Genomic DNA, 21,262 nt, shown 5'->3' with positions numbered 1-21,262 from the left:
TTTCATAGGGGCCCGCAGCGGCAGTACTGGCTGCAACAAGGCCGGATATAGAGCTGCAGCCCATCCTGTCTGTCTGAACACACGAAAACTGTTGCAAACGGGACGCGTTCATATAGATCACGATGAAGCGGATCGGCATCGCAGGGGCGCTGACCATGTTGCTGGCGAGCTTCGCATTCGCGCAGGCCGGCGACGCCGACACGGCCGACGCGCGGCGCAACTGGTACAACGACCCGTTCGTCGTGCTGTCGCAAGACGTCGCCGAATGCCCGTTGCCGCTCGGCCCGTGGATGACGCGCGCGGAGATGACGGACGATGCGCACTATCGCGCCGAACGCGGCACGACCTGCTGGCTCGCCCATCGCTGCACGAAGCCGAACTCGTATATGTACGACGCGTCGATCGCCGATGCGGCGAAGGCGCACTTCGCCGGCTCCGATCGTCTGCGCGGCACGAGCCTGTGGATCACCGTGCAGCGACGTTTCATCTACGTCGAAGGATGTGCGGATACGAGCGTCGATCGCCAGGCGTTGCAACGCGAATTCGAGGCGCTTCCGGACGTCGAGCAGGTGTTCATTCGCATCACCGACGATCCGCGCAAGCGCTTGCCGTACAAGGCGCGCGGACAACCCGACCGCGCGCCGGACTGACGCTCGACGGGCCGCCCATGGCATACTCGCGACATTCAAAAAAAGGTTGACGGGAACCATAATGAAACACATGCTTGCGTCGGTCTGTCGGTGGCCTCGGGCGGCCGTGATGTTGGCTCTGGTTGCAGGGCTCGGCGGGTGCGGTGGCGGTGCTCCGCTGTTCACTTCGGACGGGCGCCCGACCACTCAGGTGCAATGCACCGGCAGCGACTGGAGCAATTGCACGGACAATGCCCGGGCCATGTGCAACGGAGATTTCGACGTGATCCAGCAATCGACGGATGACGCCGTGCGAAATCTTCTCTTCGCGTGCAAGAAGAAGAGCGGTTATTGATCCCGAAATGACCGGCTGAGGAGACCACGATCGGGCGAAGCGCTTTTCTGTTTGCTTGGTGTTACCTATTTTTCACGAATAACACTCACGGAGTCCCATCCATATGGCGACCTACAGGCAACTGTCCGCACAGCTCGAACGGCTTCAGCAAAAGATCGACAAGGAACGTGAAAAGGCGATTGCCGACGCGATTGCCGAAATCCGCGCGAAAATCGACGAATACGACATTACGCCGGAAGAACTCGGTTTTCGCCCGGCAGGATCGGGCGCAGCCGCTGCCGCCGCGAAGCCCAAGCGGACCTTGCCGCCGAAGTACCTGAACCCGAAGACGGGCGAGACCTGGAGTGGTCGCGGGCGGGCGCCGGCATGGCTCGGCAAGAATCGCGGACGTTTCCTGATCAAGGACTGACTCCCGAAAATCCTCACCTTTCGCGTATCGACTGACGGTGCGAACGGCCATGCGGCCTTCGCACCGTTTTGTTTTTGGGCGGTCGCCATGCGATTTTCCGTCGCGAATTGAAGTGCAATGCCGCGCAATGAACGGATCCCGTTTTGCGAATTCGCCGCGATCCGACTGCATATTGCGGGGAATTTCCGTAAACAGGCGCGTAATGGCGCAATGCACGCGCATTGGCATTCGCCATTTTCGCGGTGCATGCGCGACGCGGACTTTCATCACCTTTCGCGTATTGGCGCGGTATGTCGTGCGATTCCCGAAGATACTCACCATGGCTCCTGTAAAACCTCACCTTTGAGCGCGCGACTGCAGCATCGTGCCGCGTTGCCTGCATCGTGCGAGCGGCACTGCGATGCCGGGCCGCGTGTGTTGCAGACCCATGATGCGAGCGTTGACGTCCGTCGAATAGTCGGCCGTTCGGCATATAGGCAGTCGCAGGCGCTTCGCCTATGCTTGGGGTTCGCGTCGATCGGCGCACGGCCCGCGTGGCCGCATGCCGATCGTGTCGTCTTTCGTCACCGCAGGGAGCCGATGTGACCGTTCGCCATCTCGATGCGTTGTTCCAGCCCAAGTCCGTTGCGGTCGTCGGCGCGTCGTCGCGCGCGGGCAGTATCGGCGCGATGGTGTGGTCGCGTGTGCTCGACGGCGCGTTCCAGGGGCCTGTCTGGCCGGTCAATCCGAAATATCGCGAGCTGGACGGGCATGCGGTCGTCTCGGATGTGGACCGATTGCCCGCGCCGCCGTCGGTTGCCGTGATCTGCACGCCGCCCGCGACCTGGGCCGGCATCGTGCGCAAGCTCGGTGAGCTGGGCACGCGGGTCGCGGTGATCGTCGGCGAGGCGCGCACCGATGCCGATCGCGCCGCGGTCGATCGCACGCTGAAGGCGGCGAAGCCGTTCGTGCTCCGTATCGTCGGGCCCGGCAGCCTCGGCGTGTTGTCGCCGGCGCGGCATGCGCATTTCGGCGCGCCTGCGTATACGGCGCGATCGGGCGGCGTTGCATGGGTATCGCAATCGAATGCGTTGACGAACGCGGTGCTCGGCTGGGCCCATGCGCGGGGCCTCGGCTTTTCGCATGTCGTCGCGCTCGGCAGCGAATCGGACGTCGATGCGGGTGACGTCCTCGACTATCTGGCGAGCGATCCCGGCACGCGCGCGATCCTGCTCGAGCTCGATACCGTGCGCGCGGCGCGCAAGTTCATGTCGGCGGCGCGCGCGGCCGCACGCAACAAGCCGGTGCTCGCGTTACGTACCGGCCGTGCCGATCCCGGCGATGCGCTCTACACGGCGGCGTTCCAGCGCGCGGGCATGGTGCGCGTCGATGCGCTCGACGACCTGCTCGACGAAATCGAGACGCTCGGCGTGGGCCGCGTCACCGCACGGGGGGCGGCGACGCTCGTGACCAGCGATGCGGGCGTGGCGAAACTCGCGGTCGATGCGGTGGCCGAGGTGCGCGACGTGCTGACCGGCTGGTCGCCCGCGGCCACGTCGGCCGTCGCGGCCGCGCTGCCGCATCTCGCGGCGCCGGGCAATCCGCTCACGCTGGGCGACGATGCACGCCCCGAACACTTTGCCGCGGCGATCAAGGCGCTCGCCCCGTTTCCGCAGACGGGCACGCTGTTCGTCGTTCATTCCACTTCACACAGTGCGCCGGCCGACCTGGTCGCGCGCACGCTGATCGATTCGCGGCAGTACGCGCATCGCGGCATCCTCGCGTGTTTCTTCGGCGCGGTCGATGCGGCGACACGCGATGCGCTGCACGCGAACGGTATTCCGGTGCACACGACGCCGCAGCGGCTCGCACGTGCGTATGCGCGTCTCGTCGACTACAACCTCGGGCGCCAGCTGCTGATGCAGACGCCGGAGGGCACGCCGCCGCAGCCGGCCGAATGCGTGGCGTCCGCTCAGGCCGACGCGCGCCGCATGGTCGAAGCCGGGCAGCATGAACTGGCCGGCGAAGCCGCGCTGCGCTGGCTGTCCCATTTCGGTCTGCAGGGCGAGCAATCCAGCGAGCCGGCCGGCAAGAAGGTCGTCGATATCACGGTCGACATGTATGACGATTCGAACTTCGGTCCGGTGTTTCGCTACGCCGTGCCGCCGGCGGATGGCGTATCGGCGCCGTTCGTCGTCTACGGTCTGCCGCCGCTGAACACCGTGCTCGCCCGCGCGGTGATGGAGCGCTCGCCGTATGCGCGCAGCACGCCCGTCGAGCCGACGCTCGACGCGCTGACGGCGCTGTCGCAGGTCGTTTGCGACGTGCGCGAAGTCGTTGCGATGTCGGTCACGCTGCGCGTGCTGTCCGACCGCGCATGGGTCGTCGCGCCGCGCATCACGTTGGCTGCAGGGCGCAGCCGGCTCGCGATCATGCCGTATCCGCGGCACCTCGAGCAGACGCTCGAGTGGCATGGCGAGACGGTGACGATCCGTCCGATCCGTCCGGAGGACGAGGCCGCACACAACGAACTGCTCGGTGCGATGACGCCGGAAGATCTGCGGATGCGTTTCTTCGGCGCGGTGCGCAGCTTCGATCATTCGCAGGTGGCGCGCATGACGCAGATCGACTACGACCGCGAGATGGCGTTCATCGTGTCGTTCACCGATGTGTCGGGGCGCGACCACACGCTCGCGGTGGCGCGCGCGGTCGCCGATCCCGACAACGAGACGGCGGAGTTCGCGATCGCGGTACGGCCCGACCAAAAGGGCAAGGGGCTCGGCCGGCTGATGATGATGCGCATCATCGACTACGCACGCTCGCGCGGCACCGCGTGGATGGTCGGCGAGGCGTTGCGCGAGAATACGGCGATGATTTCGCTCGCGAAATCGTGCGGGTTTGCGGTATCGACGACGGAGGAGCCGGGCGTCGTCGGGTTCAGGATGAAGTTGCAGCCGTAGGCGTCAGTCTGTGGTCCCACGTTGCGAAGGTAACGCATGGCGTCGATGCTGCAATGTCTCGCCATGCCGCACGGTCACTCAGGAATGCAAAGGAGTTGAAACCAGTATCCGGCATGAAGCGCTCGCTGACGTGGCGAACCTGCCGGTCGAGGCGATATCGTGAAGCCCGCATCATGTCGGCAGAGGCGCGCCAGCGTGCTGCGATATTCGCCCTGCGCAACCGTTTCAAGCGATGTGCTTGCACGCATTCGTGGCCCTATTCCGGCTTCGCACATGCAAAGCCATCACGAAGGTGAGACTTTTCGGGAGCGGCGAGTGAGCTTTTCCGGGACAGCGCGGTGAGCCGATACGGGAGCGTTCGGTGAGCTTTCCCGGGAACGGCCGATGAGCGCCTGCGGGAAGGGCCGGTGAGCCTTTCCGGGACACCTCGGTGAGCACTTGCAGGAGCGATCGGTGAGGATGTTCGGGAGGCGTCAGTAAGCGTCTCCAGGAGCGTTCGGTGAGACTTTACGGGAGACTGCGGTGAGCGCTTGCGGGATGCCGAGGTGAGCTTTTTCGGGAGCATGCGAACGCACGCCTGCCGCGGGCGCCGCGCCGGCCAATGCCGGCGTGACGCGCGGGTGTGGGCACGCAGGAAGCGTGCCCACGATCACATTCACGCAGCGAGTTTCGACGCCGCGTCGTTCACCTGATCACGCGAAATCGCGAGTTCCTCGAGGTGTGGATCGGCATAGACGGCACCGGTTTCGCGCTCGAGGCGGGCGATCGTCAGCGCACAGCGCGCGGCGTCTTTCGGCATCGCGATGAAGCGCTTGACCGACTCGCCGGACGTGAACGCGTCGAACAGTGCGCCGCGCACGTCGTCCGGAAGCGTCTTGGTCCACTGGTACGGCTTGCCGTTGAACGTGATCGACGGCGGCAGCGTGCGTTCCTTCTTGGTCGCCGTGATGAGCCCGTAGGTGCGCGCCGCGTCGCCGATCTGCTCGGGCGAGAAGAGTTCGTCAGGCGTGATGTCGAACTGCTCGATGTAGTTCTCGATCGCCTGCATTGCGGCGGCACGATCGTCGCGCTTCTTCTGCGCGCGCGCGACGATATCGCGCAGTTCGTCCGCTTCCTCGGGCGTGATCGTGAAGCTTGCCTGCTTCTGCTGAAGTTCGGAGAAACGCTGGAATTCTTGATCGTTCAGAAGTTTGGCCATGACATCCATCGGACACGACGGCCGCGACAACCGGCCGCCGTAGTGTTTGAGAGGGCCGCTATTCTAGCGTAGCGCCGCGGCTGCCCGATGCGACATCGCGCATCGGGCACCGCGCGGGCGTCGTACGCAATCGCACCCGGCGCCGCTGCGCGATGCCCGGTGCGCGTTGGCGGCGAACCCGCGCGTCAGCAGGTCTCGGTGCGGCACATCGACAGACGGGCGGCCGTGTCGCGCAGTGCGTCGACGACCACGTCGACGGTCGGCGCCATGTGCGCATCGATCCGTCGCATGTACGGACACGTCAGCACGGCCATCGCATGGCCGGCGGGCCCGAGGATCGGCACGGTCAGGTCGGTCACGCCGTAGGCCTGGCGGCTGTCCTGGCGCAGGTAGCCGGACTGCCGGATCGACTGGCATGCATTCGCGAGCTCCTGCTCGTTCAGCGGCGTTTCGCCCTTGACCTTGCGGTGCTCGGCCAGCATGTGCGCGCGTTGCTCGGGGCCCTGGAACGCCAGCAGCGTGCGTCCCGACGCGGTATCGGCGAGCCCGACGCGCGAGCCGAGCCGGACCGACACGCCCCACGGGCCAGGCCCGTCCACTTGCGCGATCACGAGCAGGTTGCCGCGATCGTAGACGGACAGGTGGCACGATTGCTCGGCGGCATCGGCGAAGCGCTGCATCGGCGGCAGCGCTTCGGCGATCAGCCGGTTCATCGGTGGATGCCGGTGCGCAAGCGCGAACAACTTGAGGCTGAGCGTATAGCGGTCGCCGCCGGTCGAACGCATCACGTAGCGGCGTGCGACGAGGCGTTCGAGCATCCGGTAGATCTCGCTCGCGTTACGGCCGAGTTCCTTCGTGATTTCGGTGCGGGTGAGTCCTTCCTTCTGCTCGGACAGGAGTTCGAGAATATCGAGGCCCTTGTCGAGCGCGGGTGCGCGATAGCGGTCGATAGCGGCCATCGATTCCCGTGCGTCGCTGCCGGGAAGCGGGTCGTTGGTTGTCTGCATTGTCGGTGTGAGGTTGGGGGATTACCGTCGATCGGTTGGCGACGCACGCTGGCCGGTTCTGCACGCGTATAGGGCGGGCCCGCGGATGGCAATGAAAGCCATCCGTATGAGCTTAGCAATAAACATACAGTGTGCAATGCAGCGTCTTTTTACCGATCATTACCGGACAAGAACGGATGGGCAAACGTTTCCGATGACAGGGGCACCCCGAATAGCCAGTATTCATGCACCGATGGCAGGCGCCACTGCGAACGATGGTCGTTCCACCGACGCCGGTGCGGCGCGTGCTGCGCCGCAGCGTCGGCAGGCGCACCAATAGTCGGTATCCGTCGCGCGTCATTTCACGGCGCGCGGCCGATGGTACAAAGGCTTGCGGGCCAGCGACGGCGCGGCCGCGCGTGCAGCCGGCCGGCATGGACCGGCACGCGTCGCGGATGCCGGGCCGTCGTCGCCGATGCGCAGACCGGCGGCCGCCCGTTCGATGCGCGCCGTACTTCCGTACGGCGCCGCGATCGCTGCGCCCGCGCGACCCTCGCGCGTCGACGGCATCCCGCATGCGGCGCCGACGCGTGCAATCGACGATCGACAATCAGTCCGGCGCGCGGCTGCGAAAGGCCGCGTCGGCCGGTATCCTGTCCCATTCGACAACAGAGGTTAAGCACGATGAAACTGCTTCGCTATGGCCCGCCCGGCCAGGAAAAGCCCGGCATCCTCGACGCGGCCGGCCGGATTCGCGACCTGTCCGCGCATGTGCCGGATCTTGCCGGCGAGGTGCTGTCCGACGCGGGTCTCGCACGGCTGCGCGCGATCGATCCGGCCACGCTGCCGCTCGTGTCGGGCGAGCCGCGCATCGGCGCGTGCGTCGGCCACGTCGGCAAGTTCATCGGCATCGGCCTGAACTATGCCGACCATGCAGCCGAAGCCGGCATGCCGGTGCCGAAGGAGCCGGTCGTATTCGGCAAGTGGACGAGCTCGATCTGCGGCCCGAACGACGGCATCGACATCCCGAAGGGGTCGGTCAAGACCGACTGGGAAGTCGAACTGGGCGTCGTGATCGGCGCGAAGTGCAAGGACGTCGACGAAGCGCGCGCGCTCGATTACGTCGCGGGCTACTGCGTCGTCAACGACGTGTCCGAGCGCGAATGGCAGATCGAGCGCGGCGGCCAGTGGGACAAGGGCAAGGGTTTCGACACGTTCGGCCCGATCGGCCCGTGGCTCGTCACACGCGACGAGGTACCCGATCCGCAGCGTCTCGACCTGTGGCTCGAAATCGACGGCCACCGTTATCAGAACGGCAACACGCGCACGATGGTGTTCACCGTCGCGCAGCTGATCGCGTATCTGTCGACCTGCATGACGCTGCAGCCGGGCGACGTAATCACGACCGGTACGCCACCGGGCGTCGGCATGGGGATCAAGCCGTCGCCGGTATTCCTGAAGGCCGGCCAGATGGTGCGCCTCGGGATCGACGGGCTCGGCGAGCAGTTGCAGAGCACGCGCCACGCGCAATGAGCGCGTGAGCGACGCGGGCCGGCTGGAGGACGCAGCCCCCCGCGCTGGCCATGCTGCCCGCCACGTCGGCATGAATGCCGGCGGCGAGCGGCGCGCCCCGAACGACGAGGCAGCTCGAACCAGGGGCCCGATTCCGCGCGATGCGGAATCGGCCCTTGTCGTATGTCCGCGGCGGTGCGAAGCGGATCAGACCACGTTGTCCAGTTCGCAATGCGCTTCGAGCCGATATCCGTCGGGGTCGACGACGAACGCCGCGTAGTAGCCCGGGCCGTAGTGCTCGCGCTTGCCGGGGCCGCCGTTGTCCTTGCCGCCGTGCTCGAGCGCGGCGCGGTAGAACGCATCGACCTCGACCGGCGACGCGGCCTTGAACGACAGGTGCAACCCCGAATCGGGATCGGCGACGACCGGGCGAGCCGCGTGCTGCAACCACAGCTCGGGCTCGGTCGTGCCGTACCCGATCGCGTTGTCGTCGCTATACAGACGCTTGTAGCCGAGTGCGCCAAGCGTGCTGTCGTAGAAGGTGCGGCTGCGGCCAACGTGTGCAACGCCGAATGAAAGGTGATCGATCATCTGTGGTTCTCCTTGAACTGAGGGGGACGTCAGAACGGCAAACCTGCCTGGAGGCACCATGCCAGCCGCTTGCAGCGAAGCGCGCCGAGCGTACTCGCCTCGTACGTGCGGCCGGCGACGGTGTGGATAACGCTGAACGAAAAGCGATCGATCATCTGTGTCTCCTTGGATTGAAGGGAGCGTCGGTGCAGCAACCTTTTTTAACCACCATGCCGGTTATGTTAGAAATCGCTCCGGCGCTTGTCAACCGGCATGGTGGTTAGATACGATCGCGTCATGAGAAAAACGCAACCTTCCGTCGCGATCGACTGCCTGATCCCGGCGCCGCCCGAGACGTTGAGCCTCGATTTCGCGAACACGCTGTACTGGCGCGGCAGCGACCCGCCGACGGAAACCTTCGGCGCGCTGGACGACCTGCTCGCGTGGTGCCGCGAGCAGGCCGGCGTACCGGCCGGGCTGGTCGACGCGTGTCGTGAGCAATATCCGAACCCGAAGAAGAATGACGAGCCTCCGATGCTCGCGCAGGCGCTCGCATTGCGCGAGGCGCTCTACCGGCTCTTTCACGCGCAAGCGGAGCAGCGCGAGCCACAGCCCGACGATCTCGCGCTGCTCGGCGGCTTTCTGGCGGAAGCGTCGCCGCGCGTTGCGCTGGCGCGCGTCGACGGCCGCTACGCGTGGCGGATCGATGCGTCAGGTGCGACGCTCGCGGGGCTGCTGAGTCCGGTGCTGTGGTCGGCGATCGACCTGCTCGGCGGCGCGCGGCTCGCGAAGGTCAAGCGCTGCGCGAACGATGCATGCCAGTGGCTGTTCATCGACGACAGCAAGAACGGCAGCCGACGCTGGTGCTCGATGTCGTCGTGCGGAAATCGCGCGAAGGCGTATCGCCACTATCACAAGGCCGAATGACGGGGCGGCCCGAACCTATTTCGCCGACAGCTTGCGCCACAGCGTCGTCTTGCTGATGCCGAGCATCGCGCAGGCGCGATCGCGGTCGCCGCCGCACGCGTCGAGTACCGCGCGGATCTCGTCGGCTTCCGCGCGACGGCGGCGTGCGTGGAGCGTTTGTCCATCGTCGTCGGCGCCCCCACCGGCGTCGGGCGGCGCGGCGAACAGCTCGGGCGCGATCACCTGCAGCGCGCCGGCGGCGAGCGCCGCACACGCGGCGTCCGGATCGCTCTCGTCGACGTCCTCGGCCAGCTCCACCGCGATCCGCTCGACCACGTTCTGCAACTCGCGCACGTTGCCCGGCCAGCGGTAGCGCGCGAGCGTCGCTTGCGTCGCGCCGAGCACGCGCAGCGCGTCGTCGGTGTCGCGCACGCGTTCGGCGAGACGCGGCTCGCGCCGCGCGGCCTGCACGAGCAGCGTCGCCGCGAGCGCGGGAATGTCGGCCGCGCGTTCGCGCAGCGGCGGCAGGCCGACGTTCAGGATGTTGAGCCGGTAATAGAGATCCGCGCGGAACGTGCCGGCCTCGACGGCCGCGAGCAGCGGCCGGTGCGTCGCGGCGATCACGCGCACGTCGATGCGGATCGGCTCGGTCGAGCCGAGGCGGATCACTTCGCGTTCCTGCAGCACGCGCAGCAGCCGGCTCTGCAGCGACGGCGGCATCTCGCCGATTTCGTCGAGAAACAGCGTGCCGCGATGCGCGGCCTCGAACAGGCCGGTCTTGCCGCCGCGCCGCGCGCCGGTGAATGCGCCTTCCTCATAGCCGAACAGTTCGCTCTCGAGCAGCGCTTCCGGAAACGCGCCGCAGTTGACCGCGACGAACGGATAGCTGCGCCGCGCGGACAGCGCATGCAGGCTCTGCGCAATCATTTCCTTGCCGGTGCCGCTTTCGCCGAGCACGAGCACGGTCGCGTCGGATTTCGCATAGCGGCGCACGAGCTCGCGTACGCGCGTCATCGGCGCCGAGGCGCCGACCACGTCGTCGAGCGCATAGCGGGCCGCGAACTGCTGCGTGGTCGGTTGCGAACGCAGCGCGCGATCGAGCCGTTCGACCGCGCGCGATTCCTGGAACGTCAGCACGCTGCCCGACGTGACGCCGCGATCGACCAGCGGCCCGCGATGCACGACGTAGCGCACGCCGCGCACGGTCGCGAGCGCGTCGCCGTCCTCGCCGCGCAGCGTGCGCAGTTCGGGCCGCAGGTCGACGAGCGCGCGGCCGACGGCCGCCGCGGGTTCGACCCCGAGCGCCGACGCGAGCCGCTCGTTGATCGCTTCGACACGGCCGTGCGCGTCGAGCGCGACCACGCCGTCACGCAGATGCTGCAGCAGCGTGTCGAGCCGCTGGCGGCGGAATGCCTCGGCGTGCGTCGCATACGCGACTTCGAGCGCCGTCTCGACGGCCTTGCGCACCGACGCGTGCGAATACAGGAATACCGCACCCATGCCGGCGCTGGCCGCGAGATCGGTGACGAGGCCGGGGCCGACGATCGTCTCGATGCCGCGATCGCGCAGGTCGTGCACGCAGGCTTCCGCTTCCTGCGCGGACTGATATGACGCAAACTGCACGTCGAGGCCGTACGCGGCGACGAAGCGACGCACTTCGGGCGGCGTTTCGCCGGCGCTGACGAGCGCGATCCGCGTCGCGTCGCGTCGCGCGCGCGCGAGCGCCTGCATCACGTCGAAGCCGGTCGGCGACACGACCACCACCGGCACCTGCGCACGCGTTTTCAGGAAGCCGCCGTTCGAGCCGGCCGCGACGATCACGTCGGGCCGCGCGGTGCCAGCCTCGGCGATCGCGCCGAGCGCATCCTCATAGGCGCGCGTCACGATGCGCACGTCGGCGCGTTCGTCGAACTCGCCGGCGATCTCGCGAAACAGGTCGCGCAGGCGGCTGATGCCCATTGCCCAGATGCGCGGACGCACCGTGCGGTCGGCCGGGCCGACGGGCTTGGTCGAAGAGAGGTCCATGACCGCCGATTATGCGCGCGCGATTTCATTTTTGAAACACGAAATTGCCGAATTGAAATATTCCGGCGCCGCCTCGCCCGGGGCGGGTGCTTAAGAATCAGTGGGTTAGCGACGTTTCGCAAGCTGGCCCGGTCCTTGCTGTTATCGGGCATTCCATCAGGAGGCCGTTCATGAGCAATACGCATCTTCAGAGCGCCGGCGCGAAGTTCCGCGCGGCAGTCGCGGCCGAGCAGCCGCTGCAGGTGGTCGGCGCGATCACCGCGTACGCGGCCAAGATGGCGCAGGCCGTCGGCTTCAAGGCCGTGTACCTGTCGGGCGGCGGCGTCGCCGCGAACTCGCTCGGCATCCCCGACCTCGGCATCAGCACGATGGAAGACGTGCTGATCGACGCGAACCGGATCACCAACGCGACCGACCTGCCGCTGCTGGTCGACATCGACACGGGCTGGGGCGGTGCATTCAACATCGCGCGCACGGTCCGCTCGTTCATCAACGCCGGCGTCGCGGCCGTGCACCTCGAGGACCAGGTCGGCCAGAAGCGTTGCGGCCACCGTCCTGGCAAGGAAGTCGTGCCGATCGACGAAATGGTCGATCGCGTGAAGGCCGCGGTCGATGCGCGTACCGACGACCAGTTCGTGATCATGGCGCGCACCGACGCGGCCGCCGCGGAAGGGATCGACTCGGCGATCGAGCGCGCGGTCGCGTACGTCGAAGCCGGCGCGGACATGATCTTCCCGGAAGCGATGAAGACGCTCGACGACTACCGCCGCTTCAAGGCTGCCGTGAAGGTGCCGATCCTCGCGAACCTGACCGAATTCGGCTCGACGCCGCTGTTCACCGTCGACGAACTGCGCGAGGCGAACGTCGACATCGCGCTGTACTGCTGCGGCGCGTATCGCGCGATGAACAAGGCCGCGCTGAACTTCTACGAGACGCTGCGCCGCGACGGCACGCAGAAGGCGGCCGTGCCGACGATGCAGACGCGCGCCGAGTTGTACGACTTCCTCGGCTATCACGAATACGAGCGCAAGCTCGACGAACTGTTCGCGCAGGGCAAGAAGTAACGCGGCCCGCATCCCCCGATACCCATTGGAGAAACAAAACATGAGCGAGACGAAAGACGCAGCAGCACCGGCCGCCGCAGGCGCATTCAAGCCGAAGAAGTCGGTGGCGCTGTCGGGCGTGACGGCCGGCAACACCGCGCTGTGCACGGTCGGCAAGACCGGCAACGACCTGCACTATCGCGGCTACGACATTCTCGACGTCGCCGAATCGTGCGAATTCGAGGAAATCGCGCACCTGCTGGTGCACGGCACGCTGCCGAACCTGACCGAACTGGCTGCGTACAAGACCAAGCTGCGCGCGCTGCGCGGCCTGCCGAGCGCGCTGAAGGCCGCGCTCGAGCAGATTCCGGCGTCGGCGCATCCGATGGACGTGATGCGCACCGGCGTGTCGGTGCTCGGCACCGTGCTGCCGGAGAAGGACGACCACAACCTGCCGGGCGCGCGCGACATCGCCGACCGCCTGATGGCGTCGCTCGGCTCGATGCTGCTGTACTGGTATCACTTCTCGCACAACGGCAAGCGCATCGAAACGGAAACCGACGACGATTCGATCGGCGGCCACTTCCTGCACCTGCTGCACGGCAAGACGCCGTCGAAGTCGTGGGTCGAGGCGATGCACACGTCGCTGATCCTGTACGCGGAGCACGAATTCAACGCATCGACGTTCACGGGGCGCGTGATCGCGGGCACGGGCTCGGACATCTACTCGGCGATCACCGGCGCGATCGGCGCGCTGCGCGGGCCGAAGCACGGCGGCGCGAACGAAGTCGCGTACGAAATCCAGAGCCGCTACAGCTCGCCTGACGACGCCGAAGCCGACATCCGCCGCCGCGTCGAGAACAAGGAAGTGGTGATCGGCTTCGGTCACCCGGTCTATACGATCTCCGATCCGCGCAACAAGGTGATCAAGGGCGTCGCGCACAAGCTGTCGAAGGAAGCGGGCGACCTGAAGCTGTACGACATCGCCGAGCGCCTCGAATCGGTGATGTGGGACGCGAAGAAGATGTTCCCGAACCTCGACTGGTTCAGCGCCGTGTCGTATCACATGATGGGCGTGCCGACCGCGATGTTCACGCCGCTGTTCGTGATCTCGCGTACGTCCGGCTGGAGCGCGCACATCATCGAGCAACGCATCGACAACAAGATCATCCGCCCGAGCGCGAACTACACGGGCCCGGAAGACCTGCAGTTGGTGCCGATCGAGAAGCGCTGAAACGCCCGCCGCGCGTGCCGGCGCCCGTGAGGATGCGGGCCGCCGGCGCGCGCGGAACGTCATACCCAGATTTCCGCCCCACATCATGAATACCGCCAACCGCAAACCCCTGCCCGGCACGTCGCTGGACTATTTCGACGCGCGTGCCGCGGTCGACGCGATCGCGCCCGGCGCGTACGACACGCTGCCGTACACGTCGCGCGTGCTCGCCGAAAACCTCGTGCGCCGCTGCGATCCGGCGATCCTCGCCGATTCGCTGAAGCAGATCATCGAGCGCAAGCGTGAACGCGATTTCCCGTGGTTCCCGGCGCGCGTGGTGTGCCACGACATCCTCGGGCAGACGGCGCTCGTCGATCTCGCCGGCCTGCGCGACGCGATCGCGGACGGCGGCGGCGACCCGGCGAAGGTGAACCCGGTCGTGCCGGTGCAACTGATCGTCGACCACTCGCTCGCCGTCGAATGCGGCGGCTTCGATCCGGACGCGTTCGCGAAGAACCGCGCGATCGAGGATCGCCGCAACGAGGATCGCTTCCACTTCATCGAGTGGACGAAGAAGGCGTTCGAGAACGTCGACGTGATCCCGCCGGGCAACGGCATCATGCACCAGATCAACCTCGAGAAGATGTCGCCGGTGATCCAGGCGCAGGATGGCGTCGCGTTCCCGGACACCTGCGTCGGCACCGATAGCCACACGCCGCACGTCGACGCGCTCGGCGTGATCGCGATCGGCGTCGGCGGGCTCGAAGCCGAGAACGTGATGCTCGGCCGCGCGTCGTGGATGCGCCTGCCCGACATCGTCGGCGTCGAGCTGACCGGCAAGCGCCAGCCCGGCATCACCGCGACCGACGTGGTGCTCGCGCTGACCGAGTTCCTGCGCAAGGAAAAAGTGGTCGGCGCGTACCTGGAATTCCGCGGCGAAGGCGCGGCGAGCCTCACGCTCGGCGATCGCGCGACGATCTCGAACATGGCGCCCGAATACGGCGCGACCGCCGCGATGTTCTTCATCGACGGCCAGACGATCGACTACCTGCGCCTCACCGGCCGCAGCGACGAGCAGGTGAAGCTGGTCGAGACCTACGCGAAGGCAGCGGGCCTGTGGGCCGATACGCTCGCGAACGCGCAGTACGAGCGCACGCTGACGTTCGACCTGTCGAGCGTCGTGCGCAACATGGCCGGCCCGTCGAACCCGCACAAGCGGCTGCCGACGTCGGATCTCGCCGCGCGCGGCATCGCCGGCCAATGGGAAGAGAAGCCGGGCGAGATGCCCGACGGCGCGGTGATCATCGCCGCGATCACGAGCTGCACGAACACCAGCAACCCGCGCAACGTGATCGCCGCCGCCTTGCTCGCACGCAACGCGAACGCGAAGGGCCTCACGCGCAAGCCGTGGGTGAAGAGCTCGCTCGCGCCCGGCTCGAAGGCGGTCGAACTGTATCTGGAAGAAGCGAACCTGCTGCCCGAACTCGAGAAGCTTGGCTTCGGCATCGTCGCGTTCGCGTGCACGACCTGCAACGGGATGTCGGGCGCGCTCGATCCGAAGATCCAGCAGGAGATCGTCGATCGCGACCTGTACGCGACGGCCGTACTGTCCGGCAACCGCAACTTCGACGGCCGCATTCACCCGTATGCGAAGCAGGCGTTCCTCGCATCGCCGCCGCTCGTGGTCGCGTATGCGATCGCCGGTACGATCCGCTTCGACATCGAGCGTGACGTGCTCGGCCACGATCCGGACGGCCAGCCCGTCACGCTGAAGGACATCTGGCCGACCGACGAGGAGATCGACGCGATCGTCGCGTCGAGCGTGAAGCCCGAACAGTTCCGCAAGGTCTACGAGCCGATGTTCGCGCGCAGCGCCGATGCGGGCGAGCGCGCGGCGCCGCTGTACGACTGGCGCGCGCAGAGCACGTACATCCGCCGTCCGCCGTACTGGGAAGGCGCGCTGGCCGGCGAGCGCACGCTGAAGGGCATGCGCCCGCTCGCGGTGCTCGGCGACAACATCACGACCGACCACCTGTCGCCGTCGAACGCGATCCTGCCGAACAGCGCGGCCGGCGAGTACCTCGCGAAGATGGGCCTGCCGGAAGAGGACTTCAACTCGTACGCAACGCACCGGGGCGACCACCTGACCGCGCAGCGCGCGACCTTCGCGAACCCGACGCTCGTCAACGAGATGGCGGTCGTCGACGGCGCGGTGAAGAAGGGCTCGCTCGCGCGCGTCGAGCCGGAAGGCAAGGTCATGCGGATGTGGGAAGCGATCGAGACGTACATGAATCGCAAGCAGCCGCTGATCGTCGTGGCCGGCGCCGACTACGGCCAGGGCTCGTCGCGCGACTGGGCCGCGAAGGGCGTGCGGCTCGCGGGCGTCGAGGCGATCGCCGCCGAAGGCTTCGAGCGCATCCACCGCACGAACCTGATCGGGATGGGCGTGCTGCCGCTCGAGTTCAAGCCGGGCACCAACCGGACGACGCTCGGCATCGACGGCACCGAGACCTTCGACGTGATCGGCGAGCGCACGCCGCGCGCCGATCTCACGCTCGTGATTCATCGCAGGAACGGCGAACGCGTCGAGGTGCCGATGACGTGCCGGCTCGATACGGCCGAGGAAGTGTCGATCTACGAAGCGGGCGGCGTGCTGCAGCGGTTCGCGCAGGACTTCCTCGAATCGTCGCAGGCAGCCTGACCGGCGCACATTGAGAACACAGACATGGCTCATATTCCTCAAATCAGGATTCCCGCGACCTACATGCGCGGCGGCACCAGCAAGGGCGTGTTCTTCCGGCTGCAGGATCTGCCGGACGCCGCGCAGACGCCGGGCGCCGCGCGCGACGCGCTGCTGCTGCGCGTGATCGGCAGCCCCGATCCGTACGGCAAGCAGATCGACGGGATGGGCGGCGCGACGTCGTCCACCAGCAAGACGGTGATCGTGTCGAAGAGCACGCGGCCGGGGCACGACGTCGACTACCTGTTCGGTCAGGTCGCGATCGACCGCGCGTTCGTCGACTGGACCGGCAACTGCGGCAACCTGTCGGCGGCGGTCGGCCCGTTCGCGATCAGCGGCGGGCTGGTGGATCTGGCGCGCGTGCCGCGCGATGGCGTCGCGACCGTGCGGATCTGGCAGGCGAACATCGGCAAGACGATCATCGCCCATGTGCCGATCACGAACGGCGCGGTGCAGGAGACGGGCGACTTCGAGCTGGACGGCGTCACGTTCCCGGCCGCCGAGGTGCAGCTCGAATTCATGGATCCGGCCGCGGAGGAAGAAGGCGCGGGCGGCTCGATGTTCCCGACCGGCAACCTCGTCGACGATCTCGCCGTGCCGGGCATCGGCACGCTGAAGGCGACGATGATCAACGCAGGCATCCCGACGATCTTCGTCGACGCGGAAGCGATCGGCTACACGGGCACGGAGCTGCAGGACGCGATCAACGGCGACCCGAAGGCGCTCGAGAAGTTCGAGACGATCCGCGCGCATGGTGCGCTGCGCATGGGCCTGATCGACACGCTCGACGAAATCGCGACGCGGCAGCACACGCCGAAGATCGCGTTCGTGGCGAAGCCGGCCGATTACGTCGCGTCGAGCGGCAAGCGCGTGAACGCGGGCGACGTCGACCTGCTGGTGCGCGCGATGTCGATGGGCAAGCTGCATCACGCGATGATGGGCACGGCGGCGGTTGCGATCGGCACGGCCGCGGCGATCCCCGGCACGCTCGTCAATCTCGCGGCGGGCGGCGGCGAACGCCACGCGGTGCGCTTCGGCCATCCGTCGGGCACGCTGCGCGTCGGCGCGGAAGCGCGGCGCGAGAACGGCGAGTGGACCGTCACGAAGGCGATCATGAGCCGCAGCGCGCGCGTGTTGATGGAAGGCTGGGTGCGGGTGCCGGGGGATGCGTTCTGAGCGTGGTCGTCGGGATCGGCGCGGATGCGGGCGGCTTCGGCCGCCCGCATTGTTTTGGTCAGCCGTGCAGGAACCGGCGCAGCGCGTCGTGGCTCAGGCGGCGCGCCGTTTCCGACACTCGCGCGCCGGGCACGAGGTCGAATCCGTGGACGCCGCCGGGCAGCACGTGCAGTTCGGTCGGCACGCCTGCGCGCAGCAGGCGCTGCGCGTAGTCGAGATTTTCGTCGAGGAACAGGTCGAGCGAGCCGACCGACAGGAACGTGGGCGGCAGGCCGTCGAGCCGCGTGGCGCGCGCGGCCGCCGCGTACGGCGACACGCCGTCGATGCCCGGGGCGTGACCGAGCAGCGCGGTCCAGCCGAACCGGTTGTTGGCCGCATGCCAGATGAATTCTCCGGCATGCGGATGCGGCGGGCGCGTGCAGGTGCGATCGTCGAGCATCGGATAGATCAGGTGCTGGAACGCGAGCGGGAATTCGCCGCGGTCGCGGGCCAGCAGCGCCAGCGCGGCGGCCAGCCCGCCGCCCGCGCTTTCGCCCGCCACGCCGATCCGCGCGGCGTCGATGCCGAGGGTATCGGCGTGACGGAACACCCATGCGAGCGCCGCGTAGCAGTCTTCGATCGCACCGGGAAACACCGTTTCCGGCGCGAGGCGATAGTCGATCGAGATCAGCGCGCAGCCGAGGTGTGTGACGAGCAACCGGTGCACCGCTTCGAGCTCCTTCGCCGCGCCGCGCACGAAGCCTCCGCCGTGCAGGTGGACGATCGCTGGTAGCGGGCGCGCGTGGCCGTCGGGCAGATAGACGAGGACCGGGACGTCCGGCGCGCCGGACGGGCCGGGCACCGTGCGGCGTTCGAGCGTGCTGCCGGTCGGGTCGGGCGGCGGCAGCGGCAGCACGCGCTGGCGCGACTGCGCGAGGTTGTCGGCATCGAGCGTGACGGTCGGCCAGGTCTCGAGCAGCGGGCGGATTTCAGGATCGACGAGATGCAGGGTGTTCAACGCAGGGCTCCATCGTGGAAGTGGGCGGCGCGCCGCGGTCAGAGCACGCTGCGCGCGACGACCCAACGGTGCACCTCGGTCGGGCCTTCGAAGATGCGCATCAGCCGCGCTTCGCTGGCCATCTGCTGCAACGGCATTTCCTTCGTCATGCCCATCGCGCCGAGCGTCTGCATCGCATGATCGATCACGGTCCACGCCATTTCGGTCGCGAACACCTTGACCATCGAGATCTGCGTGCGGGCATCCTGCCCGGCATCCACGCGCGCGGCCGCTTCGTAGGTCATCAGGCGGCATGCGTGGATCTGCGTGAGCGCGTCGGCGACCCACCACTGGACCGCCTGACGCTCCGCGAGCGGCACGCCGAAGGTCGTGCGCTGTTTCGCATGGTCGCACAGCAGCGCGACCGCGCGCTCGGCGCGGCCGATGCACCACGCGGCCATCTCCAGCCGCCGGTTCGCGAGCCGGGCCTGCATCGGCGTGAAGCCGGCGCCTTCCGGGCCAAGCAGTTGCGCGGCGGGAATGCGGCAGTCTTCCAGCACGATTTCGTAGGTCGACAGCCCGCCGATCATCGGAATCCGGCGTTCGATGATGAAACCCGGCGTGTCGCGATCGACGATGAACGCCGACATGCCGCCGCGCTTGCCCTTGCTGCGATCGGTCAGCGCCATCACGATCGTCCAGTCGGCATCGGCCGCGTGGCTGATCCAGATCTTCCGGCCGTTCAGCACCCAGCCGTCGCCGTCGTGCACGGCGGTCGTCGACAGCGCGCCCGGGTCGGAGCCGGCGCCCGGCTCGGAGATCGCCATCGCGGCACGCGTGGCGCCGCGTGCGTACGGGTCGAGATAGCGCGCGCGCTGCGCATCGTCGGCCGCATCGCACAGCATCCGCAGGTTCGGCGAGTCGGGCGGCAGGATGTACGGGGTGACGGTCGTGCCGATCGCCTCGTTCACGCCGACCATCGCGACGGCCGGCAGATCCGAGCCGCCCACGTCGAGCGGCGCGTCGAGTCCCCACAGGCCGAGTTGCCGGGAGCGCTCGTCGAGGTGCGCACGTTCGTCGACGAGCAGCCCGAAGCGCTGGCCGTCGGCCTCGCGCGCCATCACCGCCGCTTCGAGCGGAATCAGTTCGTCCTTCACGAAACGCGCGACGAGATCCCGGATCATCCGGTGTTCGAGTTCGAGTTCGAAATTCATGTGGGTAGGTGCGTACAGGAGAGGAAGAAGCCGTGCCGTCAGCCGGCGTTCGCGCGCGCCGCCGCGCGGGCGCGCAGCGTCCCGAGCAACGCGAGCGCGCCGGCCGCCAGCAGCGCGGCATTGAAATAGAGGCCGCCGCGCATCGATCCGGTGGCCGTGTTGAGCACGCCCATCAGGAACGGGCTCGCGAATCCGCCGATCGCGCCGGTCATCGTGATCGCCGCGATCGCGACCGCCATCGAGCGCTTCGGCAGCGCGAGCCCCGGCAGCACCCAGAACGCGGGCAGCGCCGCGGCGTGCGTGGCGACCGCGATGCACAGCGCGATCATCAGATGCGACGTGCCGGCGCTGCTCGCGAGACCAGCGAGCGCCGCCGCGCACGCGAGCATCGCGACGGCGCCGTGCTTGCGCCATTCGCGCCGGCGCTCGGTGCGCCAGCCCATCGCGAGCATGCCGACGATGCCGCACAGGTACGGCAGCGCGGATATCAGCCCGATCTGCATCGCGCCATGCAAGCCGCCGCGATGCAGGATCACGGGCATCCAGAACACCAGCGCGTAGCCGGCGGCCGCGATCGCGAAATTGGCCGCGCACAGCAGCCAGAAATCGCGGTGCGCGAGCAACGACCGCGCCGCGTTCGCGGCCGGCGTATCGGCTTCGGCCTGCGCATGCGCGGCGCGCAGCGTGGCCTTGTCTGCGTCCGACAGCCAGCGTGCGTCATCCGGCCGGTCGTCGAGAAAGCGTAGCGCGACGAGGCCGAGCGCGCTGCTCGGCAGCCCTTCGACGACGAACAGCCATTGCCAGCCGCTCAGGCCGCCCAAGCGGTCGAAGTACGACAGGATCGCGCCCGACACGGGGCCGGCGATCAACCCTGCGAGATACAGCGCGGTCATGAACAGCGCGAACGCCTTGGCGCGCTGCCGTGGCGGATACCACGCGCCGAGATAGAACAGGATGCCGGGGAAGAAGCCGGCCTCGAACACGCCCAGCAGGAAGCGGCACGCGTAGAACTGCGCGGGCGTCGTGACGAACATCGTCGCGGCCGAGCCGAGGCCCCACAGCACCATGATCCGGGCAATCGTCCGCCGCGCGCCGATCCGCGCGAGCCACGCGTTGCTCGGAATCTCGAACGCCATGTAGCCGATGAAGAAGATGCCCGCACCGAGCCCGTAGACGGCGTCGGAGAAGTGCAGCTCGGCGGCCATCTGCGCGTGTGCGAAGCCGATGTTGATCCGGTCGATGAACGACAGCGTGTAGCAGAGGATCAGGAACGGCAGCAGCCGGCGCGAGATCCGGCGATACAGCGCCTGCGTCGCGCCGTCGTCGTCGACGGCCGGGTGGGTCGAAAGGGTCGGGGTCATGGGCACTCCG

Annotated in this window: 18 protein-coding genes; 10 read left to right on the top strand and 8 right to left on the bottom strand. The window is 67.6% G+C overall.

From position 1 onward, the window contains the following. Nucleotides 1-122 precede the first annotated feature (122 nt). The 4 genes from H0X91_RS27970 (at nucleotide 123) to H0X91_RS27955 (ending at nucleotide 4,332) form a co-directional block, all read left to right on the top strand. Nucleotides 123-650 (top strand): BON domain-containing protein, encoded by a 528-nt coding sequence (locus tag H0X91_RS27970; protein ID WP_080330673.1) that lies wholly within the window; start codon nucleotides 123-125, stop codon nucleotides 648-650. A 61-nt stretch (nucleotides 651-711) separates the two neighbouring features. After that, nucleotides 712-984, top strand: a complete 273-nt coding sequence (locus H0X91_RS27965; protein WP_012493616.1) for a hypothetical protein — start codon at nucleotides 712-714, stop codon at nucleotides 982-984. Between the two features lie 103 nt (nucleotides 985-1,087). Further along, nucleotides 1,088-1,393, top strand: a complete 306-nt coding sequence (locus tag H0X91_RS27960) for an H-NS histone family protein (protein ID WP_006494353.1) — start codon at nucleotides 1,088-1,090, stop codon at nucleotides 1,391-1,393. Between the two features lie 581 nt (nucleotides 1,394-1,974). Then, nucleotides 1,975-4,332: a GNAT family N-acetyltransferase gene (locus tag H0X91_RS27955; RefSeq protein WP_060211046.1), complete on the top strand. Its 2,358-nt coding sequence runs from the start codon at nucleotides 1,975-1,977 to the stop codon at nucleotides 4,330-4,332. 655 nt (nucleotides 4,333-4,987) lie between these two features. Here H0X91_RS27955 and H0X91_RS27950 read toward each other — a convergent pair. Further along, nucleotides 4,988-5,539 (bottom strand): hypothetical protein, encoded by a 552-nt coding sequence (locus tag H0X91_RS27950; RefSeq protein WP_034178622.1) that lies wholly within the window; start codon nucleotides 5,537-5,539, stop codon nucleotides 4,988-4,990. 176 nt (nucleotides 5,540-5,715) lie between these two features. Continuing rightward, on the bottom strand, nucleotides 5,716-6,537 hold the full coding sequence (locus tag H0X91_RS27945; protein WP_062910186.1) for an IclR family transcriptional regulator: 822 nt from the start codon (nucleotides 6,535-6,537) through the stop codon (nucleotides 5,716-5,718). Nucleotides 6,538-7,200: 663 nt separating this feature from the next. Between H0X91_RS27945 and H0X91_RS27940 the strand changes: the two genes are divergently transcribed. After that, nucleotides 7,201-8,049: an ureidoglycolate lyase gene (locus H0X91_RS27940; RefSeq protein ID WP_006481667.1), complete on the top strand. Its 849-nt coding sequence runs from the start codon at nucleotides 7,201-7,203 to the stop codon at nucleotides 8,047-8,049. 186 nt (nucleotides 8,050-8,235) lie between these two features. Here H0X91_RS27940 and H0X91_RS27935 read toward each other — a convergent pair whose 3' ends face one another. Both H0X91_RS27935 and H0X91_RS35270 read right to left on the bottom strand, forming a co-directional pair. After that, nucleotides 8,236-8,619: a VOC family protein gene (locus H0X91_RS27935; protein ID WP_006481651.1), complete on the bottom strand. Its 384-nt coding sequence runs from the start codon at nucleotides 8,617-8,619 to the stop codon at nucleotides 8,236-8,238. 29 nt (nucleotides 8,620-8,648) lie between these two features. Beyond that, nucleotides 8,649-8,774 (bottom strand): hypothetical protein, encoded by a 126-nt coding sequence (locus tag H0X91_RS35270; protein ID WP_006494357.1) that lies wholly within the window; start codon nucleotides 8,772-8,774, stop codon nucleotides 8,649-8,651. A 121-nt stretch (nucleotides 8,775-8,895) separates the two neighbouring features. Here H0X91_RS35270 and H0X91_RS27930 point away from each other — a divergent pair, with 121 nt between their 5' ends. After that, nucleotides 8,896-9,525 (top strand): CGNR zinc finger domain-containing protein, encoded by a 630-nt coding sequence (locus H0X91_RS27930; RefSeq protein ID WP_006494358.1) that lies wholly within the window; start codon nucleotides 8,896-8,898, stop codon nucleotides 9,523-9,525. Nucleotides 9,526-9,540: 15 nt separating this feature from the next. On the opposite strand, the gene prpR is transcribed toward H0X91_RS27930, so the two are convergent. Next, entirely contained in the window at nucleotides 9,541-11,529 is a 1,989-nt protein-coding gene (gene prpR / locus H0X91_RS27925) for a propionate catabolism operon regulatory protein PrpR (protein WP_059722160.1), read from the bottom strand. 170 nt (nucleotides 11,530-11,699) lie between these two features. Here prpR and prpB point away from each other — a divergent pair, with 170 nt between their 5' ends. From prpB to prpF, 4 genes are all read left to right on the top strand, one after another. Further along, nucleotides 11,700-12,593, top strand: coding sequence for a methylisocitrate lyase (gene prpB, locus H0X91_RS27920; RefSeq protein ID WP_006481649.1), 894 nt, complete (start codon nucleotides 11,700-11,702; stop codon nucleotides 12,591-12,593). Between the two features lie 40 nt (nucleotides 12,594-12,633). Beyond that, a complete protein-coding gene (prpC, locus tag H0X91_RS27915) occupies nucleotides 12,634-13,806 on the top strand; it encodes a bifunctional 2-methylcitrate synthase/citrate synthase (RefSeq protein ID WP_196433535.1) in 1,173 nt (390 codons plus the stop codon). An 85-nt stretch (nucleotides 13,807-13,891) separates the two neighbouring features. After that, nucleotides 13,892-16,486 carry a Fe/S-dependent 2-methylisocitrate dehydratase AcnD gene (acnD, locus tag H0X91_RS27910; protein WP_006481668.1) on the top strand — a complete coding sequence of 865 codons (2,595 nt, stop codon included), beginning with the start codon at nucleotides 13,892-13,894 and terminating at the stop codon, nucleotides 16,484-16,486. A 24-nt stretch (nucleotides 16,487-16,510) separates the two neighbouring features. Continuing rightward, nucleotides 16,511-17,701: a 2-methylaconitate cis-trans isomerase PrpF gene (gene prpF, locus H0X91_RS27905; protein ID WP_196433534.1), complete on the top strand. Its 1,191-nt coding sequence runs from the start codon at nucleotides 16,511-16,513 to the stop codon at nucleotides 17,699-17,701. A gap of 58 nt (nucleotides 17,702-17,759) precedes the next feature. Here the strand turns inward: prpF and H0X91_RS27900 are convergent, their stop codons facing one another. From H0X91_RS27900 to H0X91_RS27890, 3 genes are read right to left on the bottom strand one after another with little or no spacing between them, the layout of a single operon-like run. Next, complete coding sequence (locus H0X91_RS27900) at nucleotides 17,760-18,698, bottom strand: alpha/beta hydrolase (RefSeq protein WP_006481650.1); 939 nt, start codon at nucleotides 18,696-18,698, stop codon at nucleotides 17,760-17,762. A gap of 38 nt (nucleotides 18,699-18,736) precedes the next feature. Then, nucleotides 18,737-19,891, bottom strand: coding sequence for an acyl-CoA dehydrogenase family protein (locus tag H0X91_RS27895; RefSeq protein WP_006481666.1), 1,155 nt, complete (start codon nucleotides 19,889-19,891; stop codon nucleotides 18,737-18,739). A 38-nt stretch (nucleotides 19,892-19,929) separates the two neighbouring features. After that, nucleotides 19,930-21,252, bottom strand: a complete 1,323-nt coding sequence (locus H0X91_RS27890) for an MFS transporter (RefSeq protein WP_006481669.1) — start codon at nucleotides 21,250-21,252, stop codon at nucleotides 19,930-19,932. Between the last annotated feature and the right edge of the window lie 10 nt (nucleotides 21,253-21,262).

This window comes from Burkholderia sp. 9777_1386 (assembly GCF_015712265.1).
GTDB classification, from domain to species: Bacteria; Pseudomonadota; Gammaproteobacteria; order Burkholderiales; family Burkholderiaceae; genus Burkholderia; species Burkholderia cenocepacia.
The sequence above is the reverse complement of the archived record's forward strand: the minus strand, read 5'-3'. Positions and strand labels throughout refer to the sequence as shown.

Excerpts from the sequence above, each read along its gene's own strand:
- H0X91_RS27895 (WP_006481666.1), bottom strand. The coding sequence starts at position 19,891 with ATGAATTTCGAACTCGAACTCGAACACCGGATGATCCGGGATCTCGTC.
- H0X91_RS27960 (WP_006494353.1), top strand. The coding sequence starts at position 1,088 with ATGGCGACCTACAGGCAACTGTCCGCACAGCTCGAACGGCTTCAGCAA.
- H0X91_RS27965 (WP_012493616.1), top strand. The coding sequence starts at position 712 with ATGAAACACATGCTTGCGTCGGTCTGTCGGTGGCCTCGGGCGGCCGTG.
- prpR (WP_059722160.1), bottom strand. The coding sequence starts at position 11,529 with ATGGACCTCTCTTCGACCAAGCCCGTCGGCCCGGCCGACCGCACGGTG.
- prpF (WP_196433534.1), top strand. The coding sequence starts at position 16,511 with ATGGCTCATATTCCTCAAATCAGGATTCCCGCGACCTACATGCGCGGC.
- H0X91_RS27890 (WP_006481669.1), bottom strand. The coding sequence starts at position 21,252 with ATGACCCCGACCCTTTCGACCCACCCGGCCGTCGACGACGACGGCGCG.
- H0X91_RS27935 (WP_006481651.1), bottom strand. The coding sequence starts at position 8,619 with ATGATCGATCACCTTTCATTCGGCGTTGCACACGTTGGCCGCAGCCGC.
- prpC (WP_196433535.1), top strand. The coding sequence starts at position 12,634 with ATGAGCGAGACGAAAGACGCAGCAGCACCGGCCGCCGCAGGCGCATTC.
- H0X91_RS27945 (WP_062910186.1), bottom strand. The coding sequence starts at position 6,537 with ATGCAGACAACCAACGACCCGCTTCCCGGCAGCGACGCACGGGAATCG.
- H0X91_RS35270 (WP_006494357.1), bottom strand. The coding sequence starts at position 8,774 with ATGATCGATCGCTTTTCGTTCAGCGTTATCCACACCGTCGCCGGCCGC.
- H0X91_RS27970 (WP_080330673.1), top strand. The coding sequence starts at position 123 with ATGAAGCGGATCGGCATCGCAGGGGCGCTGACCATGTTGCTGGCGAGC.
- H0X91_RS27950 (WP_034178622.1), bottom strand. The coding sequence starts at position 5,539 with ATGGATGTCATGGCCAAACTTCTGAACGATCAAGAATTCCAGCGTTTC.
- acnD (WP_006481668.1), top strand. The coding sequence starts at position 13,892 with ATGAATACCGCCAACCGCAAACCCCTGCCCGGCACGTCGCTGGACTAT.
- prpB (WP_006481649.1), top strand. The coding sequence starts at position 11,700 with ATGAGCAATACGCATCTTCAGAGCGCCGGCGCGAAGTTCCGCGCGGCA.
- H0X91_RS27940 (WP_006481667.1), top strand. The coding sequence starts at position 7,201 with ATGAAACTGCTTCGCTATGGCCCGCCCGGCCAGGAAAAGCCCGGCATC.
- H0X91_RS27930 (WP_006494358.1), top strand. The coding sequence starts at position 8,896 with ATGAGAAAAACGCAACCTTCCGTCGCGATCGACTGCCTGATCCCGGCG.